This window comes from Spirosoma daeguense, assembly GCF_054776875.1.
Genome location: NZ_BAAHBF010000002.1, coordinates 936490 through 954314 on the forward strand (window position 1 = coordinate 936490; position 17825 = coordinate 954314).

The 17825-nt window shown below is 48.9% G+C and carries 18 protein-coding genes; 2 read left to right on the top strand and 16 right to left on the bottom strand.

What is annotated here, in order from left to right:
* Positions 1 to 122: 122 nt before the first annotated feature.
* Entirely contained in the window at positions 123 to 1463 is a 1341-nt protein-coding gene (locus tag ACYVD4_RS08725) for a phage integrase SAM-like domain-containing protein (RefSeq protein ID WP_460944491.1), read from the top strand.
* Between the two features lie 247 nt (positions 1464 to 1710).
* Here ACYVD4_RS08725 and ACYVD4_RS08730 read toward each other — a convergent pair whose 3' ends face one another.
* The 9 genes from ACYVD4_RS08730 to ACYVD4_RS08770 form a co-directional block, all read right to left on the bottom strand.
* Positions 1711 to 3222, bottom strand: coding sequence for a terminase large subunit domain-containing protein (locus ACYVD4_RS08730; protein WP_460944493.1), 1512 nt, complete (start codon positions 3220 to 3222; stop codon positions 1711 to 1713).
* The gene (locus ACYVD4_RS08735; protein ID WP_460944495.1) at positions 3206 to 3745 is read right to left on the bottom strand and encodes a hypothetical protein; all 540 of its coding nucleotides are present in this window, start codon (positions 3743 to 3745) and stop codon (positions 3206 to 3208) included. Before ACYVD4_RS08735 ends, ACYVD4_RS08730 begins: the two co-directional genes overlap by 17 nt.
* A complete protein-coding gene (locus ACYVD4_RS08740) occupies positions 3720 to 4091 on the bottom strand; it encodes a hypothetical protein (RefSeq protein WP_460944497.1) in 372 nt (123 codons plus the stop codon). Before ACYVD4_RS08740 ends, ACYVD4_RS08735 begins: the two co-directional genes overlap by 26 nt.
* Positions 4092 to 4171: 80 nt before the next feature.
* Complete coding sequence (locus tag ACYVD4_RS08745; protein ID WP_460944499.1) at positions 4172 to 4660, bottom strand: hypothetical protein; 489 nt, start codon at positions 4658 to 4660, stop codon at positions 4172 to 4174.
* Between the two features lie 65 nt (positions 4661 to 4725).
* Positions 4726 to 4917: a hypothetical protein gene (locus ACYVD4_RS08750; protein WP_460944501.1), complete on the bottom strand. Its 192-nt coding sequence runs from the start codon at positions 4915 to 4917 to the stop codon at positions 4726 to 4728.
* A 103-nt stretch (positions 4918 to 5020) separates the two neighbouring features.
* Positions 5021 to 5707, bottom strand: coding sequence for a hypothetical protein (locus ACYVD4_RS08755; RefSeq protein WP_460944503.1), 687 nt, complete (start codon positions 5705 to 5707; stop codon positions 5021 to 5023).
* Positions 5708 to 5840: 133 nt separating this feature from the next.
* A complete protein-coding gene (locus ACYVD4_RS08760) occupies positions 5841 to 6821 on the bottom strand; it encodes a hypothetical protein (protein ID WP_460944505.1) in 981 nt (326 codons plus the stop codon).
* Positions 6822 to 6884: 63 nt separating this feature from the next.
* Positions 6885 to 7313: a hypothetical protein gene (locus ACYVD4_RS08765; RefSeq protein ID WP_460944507.1), complete on the bottom strand. Its 429-nt coding sequence runs from the start codon at positions 7311 to 7313 to the stop codon at positions 6885 to 6887.
* A gap of 66 nt (positions 7314 to 7379) precedes the next feature.
* Entirely contained in the window at positions 7380 to 8258 is an 879-nt protein-coding gene (locus ACYVD4_RS08770; protein WP_460944509.1) for a S49 family peptidase, read from the bottom strand.
* A gap of 154 nt (positions 8259 to 8412) precedes the next feature.
* Between ACYVD4_RS08770 and ACYVD4_RS08775 the strand changes: the two genes are divergently transcribed.
* Positions 8413 to 9003 carry a hypothetical protein gene (locus ACYVD4_RS08775; protein ID WP_460944511.1) on the top strand — a complete coding sequence of 197 codons (591 nt, stop codon included), beginning with the start codon at positions 8413 to 8415 and terminating at the stop codon, positions 9001 to 9003.
* A 78-nt stretch (positions 9004 to 9081) separates the two neighbouring features.
* Here the strand turns inward: ACYVD4_RS08775 and ACYVD4_RS08780 are convergent, their stop codons facing one another.
* The 7 genes from ACYVD4_RS08780 to ACYVD4_RS08810 form a co-directional block, all read right to left on the bottom strand.
* Positions 9082 to 9528, bottom strand: a complete 447-nt coding sequence (locus ACYVD4_RS08780) for a DUF1353 domain-containing protein (RefSeq protein WP_460944512.1) — start codon at positions 9526 to 9528, stop codon at positions 9082 to 9084.
* On the bottom strand, positions 9525 to 10031 hold the full coding sequence (locus ACYVD4_RS08785; RefSeq protein WP_460944514.1) for a hypothetical protein: 507 nt from the start codon (positions 10029 to 10031) through the stop codon (positions 9525 to 9527). The genes ACYVD4_RS08780 and ACYVD4_RS08785 overlap by 4 nt, the downstream gene beginning before the upstream one ends.
* Positions 10032 to 10035: 4 nt before the next feature.
* Entirely contained in the window at positions 10036 to 11451 is a 1416-nt protein-coding gene (locus tag ACYVD4_RS08790; protein ID WP_460944516.1) for a hypothetical protein, read from the bottom strand.
* A 14-nt stretch (positions 11452 to 11465) separates the two neighbouring features.
* Complete coding sequence (locus ACYVD4_RS08795; RefSeq protein WP_460944518.1) at positions 11466 to 12047, bottom strand: hypothetical protein; 582 nt, start codon at positions 12045 to 12047, stop codon at positions 11466 to 11468.
* A 216-nt stretch (positions 12048 to 12263) separates the two neighbouring features.
* Entirely contained in the window at positions 12264 to 12746 is a 483-nt protein-coding gene (locus ACYVD4_RS08800; protein WP_460944520.1) for a hypothetical protein, read from the bottom strand.
* Positions 12747 to 12852: 106 nt separating this feature from the next.
* Positions 12853 to 17229 (bottom strand): hypothetical protein, encoded by a 4377-nt coding sequence (locus ACYVD4_RS08805; RefSeq protein ID WP_460944522.1) that lies wholly within the window; start codon positions 17227 to 17229, stop codon positions 12853 to 12855.
* Entirely contained in the window at positions 17229 to 17792 is a 564-nt protein-coding gene (locus ACYVD4_RS08810) for a hypothetical protein (RefSeq protein ID WP_460944524.1), read from the bottom strand. The genes ACYVD4_RS08805 and ACYVD4_RS08810 overlap by 1 nt, the downstream gene beginning before the upstream one ends.
* Between the last annotated feature and the right edge of the window lie 33 nt (positions 17793 to 17825).

Sequence of the window (17825 nt, forward strand, 5' to 3'; positions counted from 1 at the left end):
TATGCCGATTTGATTGGCTTACGTGTGAGGTTACGTTTTGGCATCAGGTTACATAAGGCATAATTAATGTAAGCGATTGCTCCAGGGGGTGCACAATCGCTTTTATGTACAACATAAATAGAATGTGCGTTCTTTTCTGGTTTCGCAAATCTACCGTAAACAAAGTACAACAAAATGGAAAACAGTTACACACCGATACAGCCGACCCAAAGGGATTTATTCAAATGCGCGTTACGTACAATACCGAACGCGACGCACTTGGCTCAACTCATATTGAATGTTACAAATCCCAATGGGATGCCGAAAACCAAACGTTTAAAGGAAAATCGGTATGGGCACAAGAGCAAAATAAGAAGCTCAAACTACTGGAGCAACGCATTGAAAAGCTAATAGAGGATTTAGAAAAGAACAATGAAGTTGTTACTCTCTCTCTAATTAAGAATCATTTTTGTAATAAGAAGCGGCTAAGGGGTGGGCAAGTTGACAGTAAAAGCGGTCGAAATGTCTACTCTTTGGTCGAACTATGCACTGCGTATTGTATTTACCAGGAAAAAAGGAACAAGCTCAAAAAAATCACTAAGTCCACCCTGGTAGTACAATCAAACTACGCGGCTAACGTAGCCGATTACTTGCGAGCAAAACGCCAGGACAAGCTACCAGCGGCAAACCTAAAACACGAATTTATGGACGATTTGGCTATATATCTAGCTGAAAGAGAGAAGTTTGCAGATAGTCACATCGAGAACCATTTGAAATATATAAAGCAGGTTTTGAAATGGGCTGATAGTCGGGGAATGATCGTTAAAAACCCACTGGCAACCTATCGAGTAGAATCTTGCGAAGAAGAACCCGACACGACACACCTAACAATTGAGCAACTACAGAAATTAATTGATTTTGATTTTTTCGCCCTGGCCAATGCCAAGAAAATTAACTTGTCGATGGCTACCGCTTTGGATAAAGAGCGAGATGCTTTTGTTTTCAACTGCTTTACGGGTATGCACCATTGCGACTATACCAGTAAAGAGTTTCAAATTGAAACAGACACGCAAGGGAATTGCTGGCTAACCGGCTACCGATTAAAGACGAAAAAACAGTTTTTTCTCAAACTGCTAGAGCCCGCCGTGGCACTGCTTGAAAAGTACGATGGAAATTTAGAGAATCTTCCGGCCAAGTCGAACCAGAAACGGAATGATTCATTAAAAGTAATCGCTGCCTTTGTTGATTTGCCTATGAACCTATCTACTAAGATAGCCCGCAAAACGTTTGCAGATATGGCCCTAAATGAAATGCTGATACCAGCGGACGACGTAGCTACTATGTTGGGTCTGGTCGATACTACCCGTTTAAAGCACTACGCTCGGCCACGGCGCAACCGGATTGCAAAACTGCTCACGAGTTGGGAACATTTGGCAAATCTCAACAATAATAACACACTTGCGACCTCATTATCAGCCTTGTAAGTACAACCTAATAATAACTTAAAAAAGTTGCACCCCCTAAAACGTGAAACAATCTCATTATGAGACTGTTTCACAAAATCACCCCCCGTTTTAGGCTATTTTTTTGTTGATCGAGCCCGCCCTTTAGCATTTTGGAAATTTCCAATTTCCAATTTTCCGAATATCTGAAAGCCATCAGAGTTGGCAGGCTTTCCAAAAGTTTTACAGTAATTTTTTCAGAACTCAGAACTTTCCAGAGCGGCACAACTTAGAAATACTCCAGATCAAAACCACCACCCGAACCGAACGAGCGCCCGCCTTTGAGTTTCCAAAGTAGGTAGTAGTCCACTGTGTCACTTAGGTGGGTGGCCAGCTCCTGGTCTACCTTACTGCCTTCGCTTCGCTTGCTCTTCGTGTAGTCGGTGTTCAATGGGCTGTTATCCATGCTTATCACTGTGGCCTTGCATCGTATGCCATCCACCCGCACCCTAAACAGATCGCCACTACGTTCGGCAAACACGTTGCTAATGTCCTTAAACTTGTCGATGTGGAGCGGGTTATAATTGAGCGGGTTTGTAGAAACCTCCCATCCAGAACCCTCCAGAATCTGCGCCACCTGCTCAAACATACTCTTTGTAGAACCAGCGCTTTTATTCTTGCCGTTTCTATCCCCGGTCAGGATAGCCCGCTTATTGCGGTGGCCAGCGTAGGTGGTGGCTATGAGAGTGGCCAGCGTCTGCGCCATTGTCATGGCCACCCCTTCGGCATCCACTTCGGGCTCCTTGCAATAGAGGTTATCTATTAGCCTGGCCAGGCTAAAGTCTGATTGCCATAGGGTGGCACTCGTGAAATGGGCGTTAAAATCCAGGCTTATCTCTATGGCCTGGCCACTGTGGTACATTGGCTCACCATCTAAAACCGCTCGGTTTTCGTAGTTGTCGCTTTCCTCTTTTGATACGTGGACGTGATGCTGGAAAGAGGGGTAAAAATTATGAGGCATTTTAGAGAGTCGTTTGCCTTCCACTTCTACCTCATATTCCAATTTGGTAAGGCTCTTTTTAAGCGTCTCCAAATAGTCACCTGGCAGAAAGGCCAGATTATCGCGGGTTTTTACTTCCAGGAAAAAGTACTTTTCTGGCTCGGTTTTGGAAAGTTCCTCAATATCATACATCCATTGACCGCCAATGTCCCAGGGTGGGCTGGAGAAAACGGCCAGCATATGGTGGAACGTTGACGAGAAAACGCCAACGTTTGCCCGTAACGTGGGCAATACCACCTTTAGCCATTCCTTTTTAAAATTCAGCCCTTCGTCTATAACGTACAAATCATAGTTGGCCCCCCGGTTTTCGGCTGCGGCCATTTTGAAGCTCTCAAATTCGATAACAAACCCGTTTGGAAAACAAATGCAATTCTCCCAATTGTCGGGTGCTTCGTAGGGTCGGTCAAAGTGCGCGGGTGGTTCCCGCCAAAGTACGTAATAGCCTGTTCCGGTTTTAAAATCGTACTCGGTTAGGCCGTGCCGTTTCCAGCCCGCTTTTAAACCAGACGTTAATTTACTCTTTGCCTTTTTGATGGTCGGAACGCCCCATCCACATTTGGCTTTTGGCAATTCATCGGATGCCAGGTAAAGGAAATCGGACAGGGTAATGGATTTCCCAGAACCCCGCCCGCCAATCATGCCCGCTATTTTAAACCGATGCTCATAAACAGCCTGCAAAAAAATAGCTTGCTTCTCGTTTACTTCCACTTCCAGCTCGCCCTCGTTATTCGCTGATTTCATACGTTGTATCTTCGACTTTTTTGGCGCTCTGGCCATTGTTGATGGTCAGGCTCTTTACTTTAAATACCACTTTCGATGGCTTTTTAAATTCGTCCGCGTTGGCTACTTGCTGGTTATCATAAGCGCCATCTATTTTGGCCGCTTTGTCGAGTAAGAGCGCAAAATTGTAATAGTCGCCCGCGTCTTTGGCTTCTTTGGCGGCATCGCGGAACATTTCAGCATACAAGAATTTTACGCCCTCTTTAGCACGTCCCTGGCGCAATTCAGCAAAAACGGCATAAGCCAGCGTCAAAATTTCGCGGGCTCGTCGTTCCTGAATGGTACGGCTATTTTTGAGCATGAGTAGAACCTGGCTGTCATTGTGGCCAGCTTTTAACCAGGCTCTAGCGCTGTCTATTTTATCCCAGGTGTCGCTTTGTTCTGGTGTTAGTTCGGTGCCCTCCAGTAAGTGCTGTTGAAAAATGGAAAGTTCGGCCCGTACCTTTTCTAAATACTTGTTATTGCCCTGTTTCAGCTCTTTCATAGCTTAAAAGTCTTAGTTCGTCTTCGTATTGGGTTTTGATGGCCTTTAGCCTGGCCAGCTCCTGGCTCCAGATCGCGGCTTTGGCGTGGTCGGGTTTCTCAAGTAGCTTGGTTTCGTTTTTGGAAATGTTCACCCGTGTTTTTTGGAGCTCCAGCTTTATCTCGGCTTCAGATAGGCCGCTGGTGACCGTGGTGGGTTTCTCCGGTTTAGGAGCCTGGCGCGGTTTGCCGTTGATAAGCTCGAAACGGGCATCTTTCCAGAGCTCCCGTATTTCCAGAATTTTGTCCACTACCACCTTGCGGCCTGCTACGTCGTCGGCATCGAAATCGGCCAGGGTATTACTCAAAAGAGCGGCTGAACGATGGAGCTGTTCAGCTTCCAGCGTTAGCCGCTCTTTACGTTCGGTTTGTTCGGTTTCGCTCGTGGTTAGCTGTTTTTTTTTGCTTCGTCAGCTTCGCTCGTGGTGGCTGCTACTGTTTTGGCGGCTTTAGCTTCGGCGGCAACTTTAGCGGCTCCAGTCAATGGTTTGGGAGCGGTTGCTGGCGTAGTGGCTGGCGCGGTCGATTTTGCAGAAAGCAACGATTTTTCTAGCTCGTTAATTTTTCCGTCTTTCTCAATAAGCTGGTTTTTGAGTAACGAATTTTCGGTTTTGAGCTCGGTATTTTCGCTTACTAACCCCTGATTCGCTTTGTCGAGCGCTTCCACTACGTTGCTCAAAATCTCAACCGATGCCCCGCCCCATTCCTGGCCTTTGGGTTGTTCGGTTGGCGCTTCGGCCTGTTCGGCTTTTTCGGCTTCGTCATAGTCGCGTTGTGCCTTTTTCCAGGCTGCTTTTTTGTGCTCGCTCTGGTCGGCATTATAGGCCATTTCGGCCAGTTGGGCAGTAGCTAATAATTGGCTTAAAATTGGTTTCATTGGCTTTTGTTGTTGCAAAATAAAATTCTGTTTTTCGTCGAGCCTGGCGCGTTGATCTCCAAATATTATTGGGCGGCTTGGGTTGTTTTGGCGGGTTTCGCGTCGGTTTCTACTACGTCCACGTAAACGCCTGGATAAATGGCGTTGATGGCTTCGGCATCGGCCACGGCCATCTTTTCGCTAATCGTTACGTTTTTGTTTTCAAGGCCAAAAATGATGCCCGTGGATTCGTTCAGAACTACTACTTTTTTGTTCATGGTAATCAGTTGTTTGGTTGGTAAAAAAGGCCACCCCCACCAGGAGGGAGGCCTTTTTTAGTTGGTTGTTAGATTGAGAAAATAAAGGAGTTTTAAAATAGACTTAGACGGTTGGAACACCTGGCAGAACTACCGTGCTGGCAATTGGCAAATAGCTGTGCATAAAACCGTCCTGCTTTGCCTTTAGCGTCCATTCCCGACGGTCGCCACCTTTGGCTCCAGTCGTGTGGGTAATTTCAAACTGTAGGCCTACAAACGACGAACCTACCACCACCCGCTGGCCATCGCTCAAAATCGAAACGGCTACGCACTCGGTATTAATCAGCTTGCTAATAGCGTTTACTTGCTTCTTGCTAAAGCCAGCTACTTTAACGTCCAGTGATTGCTCCCAACTTTGATACCCCACGGCACCCTTTAGGGCTCCGTCCAGTTTCAAACTATTGTCTGATACCTGCAACTCAATAAATGTTGGCGCTGTCCCTCCTGTTACCAATGTTGGCGCGGTCGTTAGCTCGCCTTCGGTTACGTCGGCCAGCTTCGGCCATTCGCCTGTGATGTTGTCGGTAGCCAGTAAAAACAATCTACGGCCCCCGCCTGGATTGGTGGTTTGCTGTGCTGTTCGCTCAATGGTGGCCAGCGCGGTAAGAGCCAGGCCGTGGCTGTCAAATAAGGAAATGCCCGTAGTTTTCTGGAAAACATACGACGTTACAGGCATCGCCACTACTCCGGCCAGTACGTTGCCCGTACTTACGGCCACCAGCGCCCCGACTAGGAAAAGGGTTAAACTCATTAAAATTTTCGTGTACTTCATCGGTCTTTACGGTCCGCCGTAGCGGTTGTTGTTTATTGGGATTATTTGAGTTGAAAAAATGGAAACTTATGTAAACCAGCCGCCCGTTTCCGCTGGCGGCTGGATGATTGGGTTAAACTTTCGTATTTAAGAATGTGAATTTGCCATACCCATAATCAAAGCCAACACTCATGCGAATGTTGATTTTGAGCGCTTTAACGTCTTTTACAACTGTCAACGTATAGGCCGCTACGTCTTCGTTACACACAAAATTCATGTTTGAGCCTGGCGTGATTACCATTGTTTGCTTGCCCGAAAGGCCAGGGTCTGGCGTGATGGTAATATTCTCGTAACCGTCAATTGAGCGCATTACCTCGTTAGGCCGTACCAGGTTGGGGAATTTCGCCTGCCGCTGGCGGTTGATACTGCGAGACATACCTGGCGAGCAACGGAACTGCAACGGAATTTCCAGCATAGCCTCGTTAGCGGCTTCTACCACTTTACAGAGCGCTATGGCCTGATCGTAGGCGTTTAGATCGTCAATTGTGGTGCCACCTGCTACGGTCAATACGTTAGCGGCTGGAATGTCACCACCACCAGCCCGGCCAGTGGTTAGTTTAGCCAGCAAGCCCGTAATGGCATAGGCTGAACCTGTATTAGCGGCATTTTTAACCGCTTTCCAGCTCGCTTTTTCCACCATGTTGGCGCGGGCTGTTTTCAGGATTTGCGTTAAAAAGAAGACTTCAAACGGATTGGCCAGCAAATCCTTTTCAGAGCTCAACCCTTTAACGTACTGCAAATACGAGCGGTAAAGCGCTTGAATTTCGCCCGTGGTGAATTGCAAATCAATGTCCACGTCTTCAAATTCCGGCACCCGTGCCCCAAACTTTAGCACCCCTTCCGATGGCGTAAAATCATCAGAAGCCGCCCGCAATACGTCCAGAATTTCCAGGTTAACCAGCGGGCTTTTATTGTCCGTTACCAGGAGGTTATACAGCTCCCGCAATTTTGCTTCACCGTCTATCAGAACGTCGGTGATAATTTCCTTTTTACCGTCAAACACTTGTTTAAGTGCATCGGGTAACTTACTAAAATCATAGCCTTTTGTAGCCATTAGGGTAATTGTTGTTTAAAGTAATTGAATTGAAAAAAGATTGATAAATGCGTGTTTAGTGGCTTAGTTGCCTTTGCTTCGGCGGTAAAACTCCAGCGCTCCCTGGTTGTAGTCGGCGGTGTCCGATTCGCCTTTGCTGGTGGCATCAGCATCGGGCAATTGAGCGCCCGCCCCGGCTTGTTTCTCGAACCAGGCTTTGTATTTGTCCCGGTCAGTTTCCATTTCGGCCAGTGAGTTCTGGAGCGTGGTTTTCTCGCCTTCCAGCGTTGTTTTAGCGGTTTCCAGCGTGCTCTTTTCAGTGGCCAGCGTCGCCTTTTCCGTTTCCAGGGTGGCCTTTTCGTTCTCCAGCGCGGTTACTTGCTTTTGGAGCTCTCCGGCTTCGCTGGTAAACTGGTTGTGCTCGGCGGTGTCGAGCTTTTCCGAAATGACTTTTTCGGACTGTCCGAAAAAGGTGGCCAGAAACGTGGCCAGCGTCTGCTTTGGTTGTACCATAGTTGGCTTTTACTTTTTACTGGTGAATTGAGAAAAAAAAATAGGTTGTTAATTGTGGCTTTGTGGTTAAGCGCCTGCCAGTTGTAGCGCTCGCTTGGTGGCTCCCTGGAGTGTTCCGGCTTGGTTAGCCAGGCCAATACGGATGCCATCACTTTTGCCGTACATTTTGGCCGTTTTCCATTCGTCGCTGGTCAGTAAGCCAGCGCGGCCCCGGCGAACGTAGCCAGCAAATTCTTTTTGGCAGGAATCCAGCATTTTTTGGATGTCGTCCCGGTCTTCGTCGCTTAGTGCTTCAATGCCGTTAATGCGGGCTTTGTCGGTGCTTTCGGTAGCGCGGAAAATTTCCACCTGGAGCCCTGCCTTTTCCAATGCCTGGCGCTGATCGGTGTACACCATCAGCGTACCAATGGAGCCAATAATGGGCAAGGGTGAATCTTCCAGCCAAATCTCAGCCGCCTGGCTGGCAATGAAGTAGGCGGCACTGGCGCAATAATTCGTCCAGACTACTACGGGCTTTTTGCAGGCTCGTACTACGTCGGCAAACGTGCGTAAACCATCCACGGCCCCGCCTGGTGAGTCGATTTTTAACAGGATGGCTTTAACGCTTTCCATCCGGTCGGCAATGGCTAAAATGCCCGCCAAATCCTCATAACCCCAATTACAAAGCCCGTAACGGGTCAATGTTCCCAAAATCGGGATAATGCAAACGCCTTCCGACGTAGTGTAATAGCTGGCCACGTATTCGTAATAAGCCAGGGTTCCCGCCATAACTGCGGGATTGTGTACGGCCAGCCTGGCCTGAATAGTGCGGGCTGGATGCTCCGAAATTAAGGAGGGTGCAATGGGGTCACGTCCTGCGCGAATGCGTGGCTTAACGAGCCCTTGCATTCGAGCGGCATAATCGCCCTCCAGGTGCCAAATTCCATTTAGTGCAAATGCGGTCATAGTGTTGTTTACTGCCAGCGGGTGGCGTTCTGATTGCAAAAATGTTTTCCACTTTCCAGCCCCAAAAGGACATAAAAAAGCCATCCCTGGCGTGGGCTGGCGCATGGTCTATTTGTGAAATTGTGTACCTTGTGGCTATTGATCAGTCTAGCCAATGCTTATTGAAATATTGGCACTTATAAAACAGGTTATGTCCTATTCATTTACTTCTATCTTAAAAAAAACTCTAGTACTAAATCTATTAATCCCTATAATAATACTGGGTTGTAAATCAAGCGATTCTGTCAATCCTCTTTCTAAAGAGGATGACCTTGAAACAAATGGTTCAATCCTTGATTATTTAGCTGGCGTCTATATACTTGAGAACGTATATAGCAACCAAACTCTTGTGAGTGAGCAAGCTCCTCTCGGTGCTGATCCTCCATTCTCAACAATTAAGAGTACTTATACGCTAGTTATGACTCGAAAAGGCTCAGATTCATTACTAGTTTTGATTCAAGGAGATGGCATTCTTGGCGAACTTCCAAGTAGAGGTTCGGCTTATAGTCCTAGACTGATAACTACTAGTGCAAGTAAGGACAGTATCATAATGGAAAATAAAAGAAGTAGTAAGTGGGCTGTATCTCGAATTAAAGAAAGTAATAAAACAAGGTATCGGACTGACCAATTCTATTTGGCACAGGGACAAAATAGAATTGGTCATTTCAATTTTATTAAGGTTTCATCTGGCGTGGTTCGAAATTAATAGGCAATTACTAACATAAATTATAATCAATGAAAAAACAAAACAGCCAATTCTAATTAGAATTGGCTGTTTTGTTTTTTACAAGTTGGCCTCGTTTCTAAACTTGCGCCAATTGATGCCGCCAAAAGTTCGCACGGCCAGCACATAAAGCCAGTTACGTAAACCCTTGCCGCCAAATCGCTCCATGAGCTCCTGGTAAACTTCATCGCTGTAAGCCCTGGCATCGGCTCCAGCTAACTCTGGATAAATGGCCACAAAGTGCTCCCATTCCATGTACAAGTAATCATGTACAATTGCCGCCAAATTGGTACGGTTGTTATAGGCAGGTAGCAAGCTCTGGCTCCAGGGTGGTGTACTATGGCAGTCGGTTAAAAAGCCCGCTGGAATCCGTACCCGCCTAAAATCGGCCAGCTCCACCACCACGGCCCGCTCCAGGGTCATCTGGTCGGATTTTGGCAGCCTACTATCCACCACCACGGCCAGGCTGTAAAACGTAGCGGTACGGCTAATAAATTCGTCGCTCATAGTCGGCCCTGCGCGTCTAACTTTTGAATTTCGGCCAGTAATAACCCGTAAACCAGGCCAGGGACCGACGTACCATTACCAATGGTTTTGCCCATTGCTTTCAGTACGCCAATAGTAATGCCCTGGAAAAAGGCCAGTTGCTCCACGGCTCCCTCATTGCCAGCCTCCACGGCCTGGCCCGTACTGCGGTTTACATAAGCATTTTCCGTGCTGGCCGTGTAAACGGTGCTCTGGTAGGTTTGTAGCATTTGCGCCATTACGTTCGGGTTTAGTTCAGTTTCCCGAAACGCCTGGCTTAATTCTTTGCCATTCGCATCGAGCTTTACCACTTCTACCCGCTGAATCATTTGCAAGTTTTTTGAAATGTAAAGCGAATCATGGCGGGCAATTCGGGAAAAGCCTGTAACGGGTTCGGGTGAAATAGGGATTTCCAGACCACGTATTACGCCCGCCTGGTCGATTAAAAAACCGTCGTGATTGGTTAGAGTTGTTTCTTGGTTCATGGTGTTAAATAATGACTAGGTAGGCGAATTGGATGGTTTGCGAGTTGTCGAGTGCGGTGCTGGTATTCATTACCGTAAACGAGTTTACGCCCGTGGCCACGAACATTTTAGCGTAGTTGTTGACGGCGTGGGCGTTCATTGGCTGAATAAAAACTTTAGGCGTTCGCGGCAAGGCGCTCGTAAAATTGACCGTACAAATGACCGCTCCAGCGGTGTGGCCGCTGGTGGTAGCAATGTTGATAATGCCCGCCATATCGTTGCTGTTTGTCTCCAGCGTGGCGGCATTACAGGCATTGCCTTTGCTGATCGTTGGCAATGTACCGAACGAATAAACGCCCTGCGTGGCCAGTCTGCCCTCCAGGGTTAGCCGCTCGGTGCTGGTGGCTTCGCCAAACTGAACCCGCCCGTTACCACGGAAATAAGCCAGCATACGCTTGGTGTTGGCGCTCAATTGCTGAAATAAACTTATTCCTGCGTCTCCGGCTGATTGGTTGGTATTCATTAGGGCAATGTCTGTATTGCCCCCTACCAGGTTCGCGGCTAAAAACAGACTGGCAAATCCACCTTGATTGGTAAATGGTGGGTAGGCTCCGTCTGAGTTGCCAACGGCCAGCGTTTGGTGGGCAAGACTATGATAGCGCATTGGCTTATACGTAGCATGAACGTTTGAATCAAAAACGAGCGAGCCCGCTGGCGCGGCATTCTGACCAATTAGCGTGCTATGTACAACCGTTGCGGGCCCGCCGTAGTCCACTACCCTGGCCGATACCGTTTTAAACGTATTGAGCACTTTGGCCACTACGGTAATGTTTCCGCCATTACTGTAGCACTGTAAGCCCATACTTAAATTAGTTGGCCCTGAGCTTATGTACTCATAGACAAAGCCACCCCTACAGGCAAAATAAGCGCTTACGGTAATAGGTGCATGGTCGCCACTTTCCAGCGGCTTAATGGTGAGCTCTACCCTGGCAAATCCGTCATCTTGACCTACAAAACAAATTGGATAATAACGGGTAGCGGCTAGTCCATCGGTGGTTAGTGTGGTGGTACGAACTATGCCGTTACCTGGTAAACCTTGCGGCCCCTGGTTGCCCTGGATGCCCTGGATGCCTTGCTGACCTCTTACGTCCATCGCTTCGGCGGCTGTGGCTACGTAGCCGTTTGCGCCAATATATTGGCCCGTGGTGGGTTTGGTGCCGATTCCGTTTTGCCAGTCTATGACTTGCCAAACGTAGCGCTGGCCATCGGCTTTAATACCTACTATGGGTGCCCAGGTGCCCAGGCTCAGCGAATCAATAAACTCCTCCAGCGTTACCAGGATAACCTCCGCACTATTCGAGCGCGGTGGCGCGGGTGGTGATAGTTTAATATTACTCCGCAATAGCGCTTTAAGCTGTGCGGGTGTTTTGGGTGTTGGCATTAATGTATTTGTTGTTAGGATGTAAATGATAAATCAAAACTCTGATCAAAGTCCGCGTGTGCGAATAGTTCGCCCGCGTCGAATGTTTCCAGAAACCACGTAGCATGAGTAAAGCGGCCTTTTAGGGTCAGGCCTACCGAATTGCCAGCGGAAACGGCGCGGCTAACGTCCATGCGTAAACCATTGCCTGGCTCGCCCGCTACGTAGGCCAGCCCGTTCCGGTCGAGCCAGATGGCCAGCCAGCGCCTGGTCTGGTTTCGGTCGAGCCAGTCCAGGAGCGCGGGCTGGTTCTTTGGGATTGCCGCCTGGAGCTCTGGAGCCCAAACGGTGCCCGCCTGGTCGCGGGTCGATACTTCCACAAACGAGCAAGCGCCAAACGGGAAAATAATTTCGGTGAGATCGTAGCCGCCCGAAACAGGTAGGCCATAACGAGAAACAGTAAATGGGCCAGCCTGGAGGGTGCCCGCCACGGCTGGCCCTGGTCGTGGCGAAATTACGGCCAGCACGGAATCAATAGCCAGGAGTTTGAGCCTGGCCACGTTGCCCGCGTTAGGTTGCCGCAAATCGGTTGTAAATGATTGCTCAGTAACTAACATAGTAAGTCAAAAGTAACGGGCTGTTTGACCTACAGAAAGGACTGAACTTTAGGGGTGTAGAAAAATAAAAACGGCCCCTATTTGCATAGAAAACCGTTTTTTGATGGATTAGCCCGGACGAAACTGCACAAAGCCGGACAAACCCGTAAAAAGCCGGACAAAACTGCACACAGCCGGACTTTTTAACGCAAAATATTTTTTGTTTATGCGACCAGGCTAGGCCATTGCCATTGTTGGCCTGGTCCGGTTTACCTTGTCGATTCGCTCCAGGTAATCGCGGTAGATTTTGCGGACGGTTTCAAATTCGATGTCCACATCTGGCTCAATCGAATAACGGGCTAGAAACTCCCGAATAAAGCGGCTGTAATCACCCCCGCATAAACTATGCAATGCGCGTACTTCGCAAATGAGCGCCCGCCTGAATTGTTCGTCTAATGACTTGGCCAGGCTGGCCAGCTTTTCGGGTGGTACTTCGTGGGTACGTTCGCGGGTGCTGTACCAAATCACCAGTTTATTGCTGGTCGATTCGTGTTTAACGGTTGGGTAGGGAATGGTACGGGTAACGCTGGCAATGTAGGAGCCTAGCATGGAGCGCCCGCTTACTTTTAGTTCACCTTCGCTCGTAATGTCGCCAAATTCAGGGTTTAAAAAGTACTTCTTTAGATAACGGGGTACGGTTAAAACTACTTTTTTGTTCATTGGGTAAAAGACGGCCCGCCGTAGCGGTGGTTATTCATAGGAAAAAAAGCAGTTAATGGAGGATGTTGTAAAACTAGCCATTAACTGCCCTTTACGCAAATGACACCTAACCCGCAAACGACGAAATAGCCCAAATTAAGGCATCTAAACGCCCCGCCTGGTTCGTTCCCCAAACAGCGCCCTCCACCTGGTTAACCGCTCCTTTGGTTTGCATGACGGCACTTTCTACCTGGTTAATCGAACCCTTCAAGCTACGTACTTCGGTGGTCATGCTGGCCAGGCCGTTCTTTGTCGATGTGGCCAAATTATCCAGCCCGTTTTTAGTGTTTTTGGATAGATCGGCCATAGCCTGCTGGTTGGTGTCGCTCATGTCTTTGAGCGATGTTTTAACCGTGTCGGATAGGTTGCCCATTGCAATCGCATTGGTTAGGCTCATGCTACGTAATGAGCTTTGCATACGGTCGCTTAAATCGCCCATTGCCTTTTGCTGGTTCTTGTCCGCGTCGGTTACTGCGTCGATGATTTGGCCCAAAAGTTTGAGCTGTTGCTTGCCCTGTTCTACGGCTTCGCTGTGGGCCTGGTTGGCTTCGGCTATGCCATCGCCCCCCCCGCCATTGGAGTCGTAAATATCTACTCCAGGGTCAGAGAAACCGCCATCATCATACCGACGTTTAACCGATACCCGCCCGCCATACAAATACATTGGATTGCTCCAGCGGCTGGCATCCAGAATGCCGCCCGCTCGCATCATCGGTGCGCGGTTATCTAGTACGGGCTTACTACGTTGGCCAGGGGTGCGAGCGTTGGAAAACATACGGGTAATTAGTCCCATATTCGCCTGTGTTTGCTCGCGGCTTATGATGGCTTCCCCGCCTTCCATTTCCCCCACTTCGCGGCCCGATTGACGGTTTACAATGGCCAGCCCGCCCGTGCCATAACTGGAGCCGTGGCGTGGGCCATCGGGAATAAATCCACCCGCCCGAAATTGCGGTTCTGGCTGGCTCTTAATCTTGGCAATTTGAACGCCTGTCATTACGGCGGCCATTGCGGCAAACACCAGGTTAACGGGCCAGAAACCCGACGCTAACGCCTTTAACACCGATAGCGCTCCCGTTATGCCAGCGCTGGCAATATCGGCCCGCTGTTGCGCTCTAAAGGCATCGCGTTTGGCGGCAATTTCCTTTTGTTTGGCCCGCTCGTTTTCCTGCTCAATAGCGCGGTTAAGCTCCTTCTGGTTCTGGATTCGGGTTTGCTTTTCCTGCTCTACTTTTTTGAGCTTTTCCCGTTTTTCCCGTTCGGCTTCGTCTATCTTTTTTTCCGCTTCTTCTTTGGCCAGTCGAATCTTTTCTTTCTGGTCTTCCTTCGCTTTTTGTAAGATTTCTTTGGCCGCTTTTTCGTCGCCTTTTTGAATGGCTTCGATGGCTTTCAGTTCCGCGTCGCGCAAATCTTCGGCCAGCTCGGTTTTGGTTTTGGCCGTATCTTTCGCTAACTCAATCGTTGTTTTAGCGGTGTCCTTCGCTTTTTCAATTTTGTCTTTTGCTTCATCTTCGGCCAGTTGCTTCTCCTTTTTAAACTTTTCTTCGGCCTCCTTAATGAGCGTTTTTCGGGTTTCGCTGTCCACGTCCGCCCGTTTTTTGATCGCTTCTATTTCAGCGTCCCTGGTGGCTTCAGCAGCATCTATTTTTTGGTCTTTCTCATTGTTGGCCGATTTGATGGCCGCTTTTTCGGCCTGCTGTGCCGCTTCGATGCTTTGTTTTGCTTCGTCCTGCGCGGCTTCAATGGCTTCTTTTGCGGTGTCTTTCGCGGCCTGGCTCTTACCGTCTGCATTCTCTTTGTAGCTGTCTAGTTGCTCGGTGAGCTTCTTTTTTTCTTCGCTACTACTGAGTTGCCGATACTGAGCTTCCAGGCTGGAAATGGTTTGCTCCGACTGGCTTTTGATGGCCTGTATCTTGTCGTTACTTTCCTGCGTTACCCGTTGCTTTTCGGCTTCGGCGGCATCCTGCGCGGCTTTTTCGGCGGCTATCTGATCGTTTAATAAGCGTACTTTTTCATCCCGTTCCCGCTGTGCTTCGGCTATGGCCTTGTTTGCCTTTTGTTGCTCCAGATCGGCCAGGAATTGAGCCGCTGCCATTGCCATCTGGCCCACGGCGGCATACTTCGCTTCGTTCTCCGAAAGTCGCTTTTGCCAGGCCTGTTTTTCACCTTCTACAATCTTATTGGCATATTCGGCAAACGCCATTACGTCACCTTTCAGCAAGGCACTAAACGCATTACCCGCATTTGTCCAGATGCCTTTTTTCTTTTCCTGAAGCTCCTTTTCTAATTGCGCTTTTTTATCGCACGTCTGCATATCAGCCAGTACTCGCTCATTATTATACTTGGCTTCTATAGCTGTAATGGCGGCTTCTAACTGTGTTTTATCGGCAATCTCCCGATTAGCCCGTGCTTTTTCAGCGGCTTCCTCTGCATTTAGTTTGTTTACTGTTGCCTGGTAATCCTTGTCGAGTCGCTCCTTTTGGATCGCGGCCAGTTTGGTGGCATTGCCTTTGGCCTGCAACTCTCTCCAGTCGAGCAAAGCGTTTTCGGCCTGGCGCTCCAGCTCGTAAATGTGCTTTTGCGTTTCGAGTCGCTTCTGTTCTTCTTCTTCGGCTTTTTTGCGCTTTTTCTCGGCAAATTCAGCGGCTACTCGGTTAATATCCTGGAGTAATTTTTTGTCGAGCTCGGCAATTTGCTGGTTCTTTATTTTTTCGCTGGCCAGCGTTTTCTGGATGGCTTCGGCTTTGGCATCGCGTTCGGCTCCTAGTTTGGCAAATTCCCGTTGCATCTCGTCTTTGATGCTGTTGATGTGGGTTTCGGCTTCTAGTTTGGCCAGTTCTTCCAGCGCTTTCTCATTCGCTTTTTTTACTTCGTCCAGGTGTTTCTGGTTCTCCTTTTCCTCCTTTTTACGGGCTTTTTCGGCTTCTTTGGCCTGTTTCTCCAGCGCTTTCTTTTGCTCGTCGCTTAACCCTTTTCCGTGCGCGGCTCCCTGCTGTTTTCCGGCAAATTCAGCCTTTACCGTATTGGCAGGGTCTGACCAAATGGCCACCACGGCAGCGGCTCCGGTTTTGATGTTGGTTTTTACCCCTTCAATTACTTTGCTCGCGGCTGCTTTGGTTTGCTCCCAGGCTTTGCCAGCGGCTTCGGTATTGCCCGTTAAATACAGCTTAATGGCACTTCCCATGTTTTGCATTACTCCAGCGGCTCCAATGGCAAAATCGGCCAGGGTGCTCCAGTATTTGGAAACTACCGTTATTAAGGTGCCTATCACTTTCACCAGGCCAGAAATTACGGTAATACCCCCGCTCATTAGCGTGAGAATAGCCGAAAAGACGGGTCTTAATTGCTCGCCTATTTCCACTTTCAGCGCGTCGAAATTGTCGCCCAGGTTAGACGTTTGACCGTCTAGCGTTTTCATCATTTCGGCATTCTGCCCCCCTACGCCCTTCATTTCGCCCAGCTTCACCATTACGCCCTGTATGGCTTCCTCCTGGCTCTTAAAGGTCTGGATGGTTTTGCCGTTGGTCTTGTCTACTACCTGGAAATCATTGCCGAATTGTTTAACCTGGTAGCTGGCATCTTTAAAGGCGAAACTCATCGAGTCGCCCGCTTTGCTGGCCCTGATACCGAACTCTTTTAACCGCTCAAATTCGCCCGTTTGGGCATCCAGCGCGGCCTCAACTAACTGGTCAAAACTTTTGCCCTGGCTGGCCGCTAAATCGGTAAGCGCCACCATTTCCTTTTGCGATGGACGTAGGCCACGGTTTACCATTTTTACGTACCCCTCTGTCAGCTCGTCCACTGAAAAAGAAGTTTCAGCGCCTAGCTTTTTGAGTGCGGCCATACTTTGTTGTGCCTCCTTTTCAGAGCCCAGCGCGGTCTGGAGCACTTTGCCGTACTTCTCAAATTTGGCGGTCGTCTCAAAAATGCTTTTGCCAATGTCGATAATGAAGCCAATCACCTGGAGCGCCATCATGGCCTGGAAAGCCTTAGACATCGTACCAACGCCCGAACTGATTTTATTCCAGAGTGATGGCTGGCCTAAATCTTCGCCTGATTTCTTGATTTTGTCGGCTTCATCTTTGACCGCTTTAAACTGCTTTTCGGCTTCGCCTAATCGCTTCGATGTGGTTATAAACGCTTCTGTTCCTGGCTTCAATCCGGCCAGGTCTTTGTTTAGCTGTTTAATCAGGTTGTTGAGCTGGCCATAGGTCAACGTGGTTACGTCCACTTCCTTTTTTAGTTGGGTGGTGGCCGTTTTAACCTGGTTGAGCTCGTTCTTGTATTTCTGCCAGTTTTCGCTCCCTTTTCCGCCATCCTTTTCGATTTCGCGGATAGTTTTCTGGAGCTCTTTGGCGCGGGTGTTCAGGTCGTCAATACTCTTACTCGTATCGCCATTATTTAGCTTTAGGGTAAGGGTGGCTGTTTCGTTAAGATTGAGCGCCATTAGTTGGAGAATGCCGCTTTAAACGCCTGGCTGGCGGTTAGGTTGCAGGCTGTCGCCAAATCACGAAACAGGTAGGGCAATACGTCATTTAGGAGCGGGTCTGAATAAATACCCCGGTAGCCCCGTACTACGTTGGGCTTTCGTTGCAGGCTCATTTTATAGGCCCAGGCAATGCGCTCCACGGCTCTGGATTCGCTGGCCGGAAAGCTCCCTGCTGGATAGCCTGGTACGTAGGCAAAAGCGCCTATTCCTACCTTTTGTACGTAGTTCTCCATTGCCAGTAATGGCGGGGTACGGCTAAAGTCCATGCGCCGTAAATCCAGGAGCCTACCCGTGGCGGCAAGGTGTAGCCTGGCCTCTACAAACTCGCCCGCTTCTTTGGCGGCTTCGCGTCGGAATGAGTTGATTAATTCCCCGGTTAAGACTTTGCCAGCGGCCTGGATTCGGGCAATAAATAGGCGTTCAGCCTGGAGTAGATAAGCGTCCAGGATTTTGGCCGCTTCCCGGTTTGATGTGAGCCATACGGCTCTGGCATCCCCTCGGATGCCGCTTGCTGATTCCATAAACTTCTTGTATTTGTTGTTATGTCAGCAAGC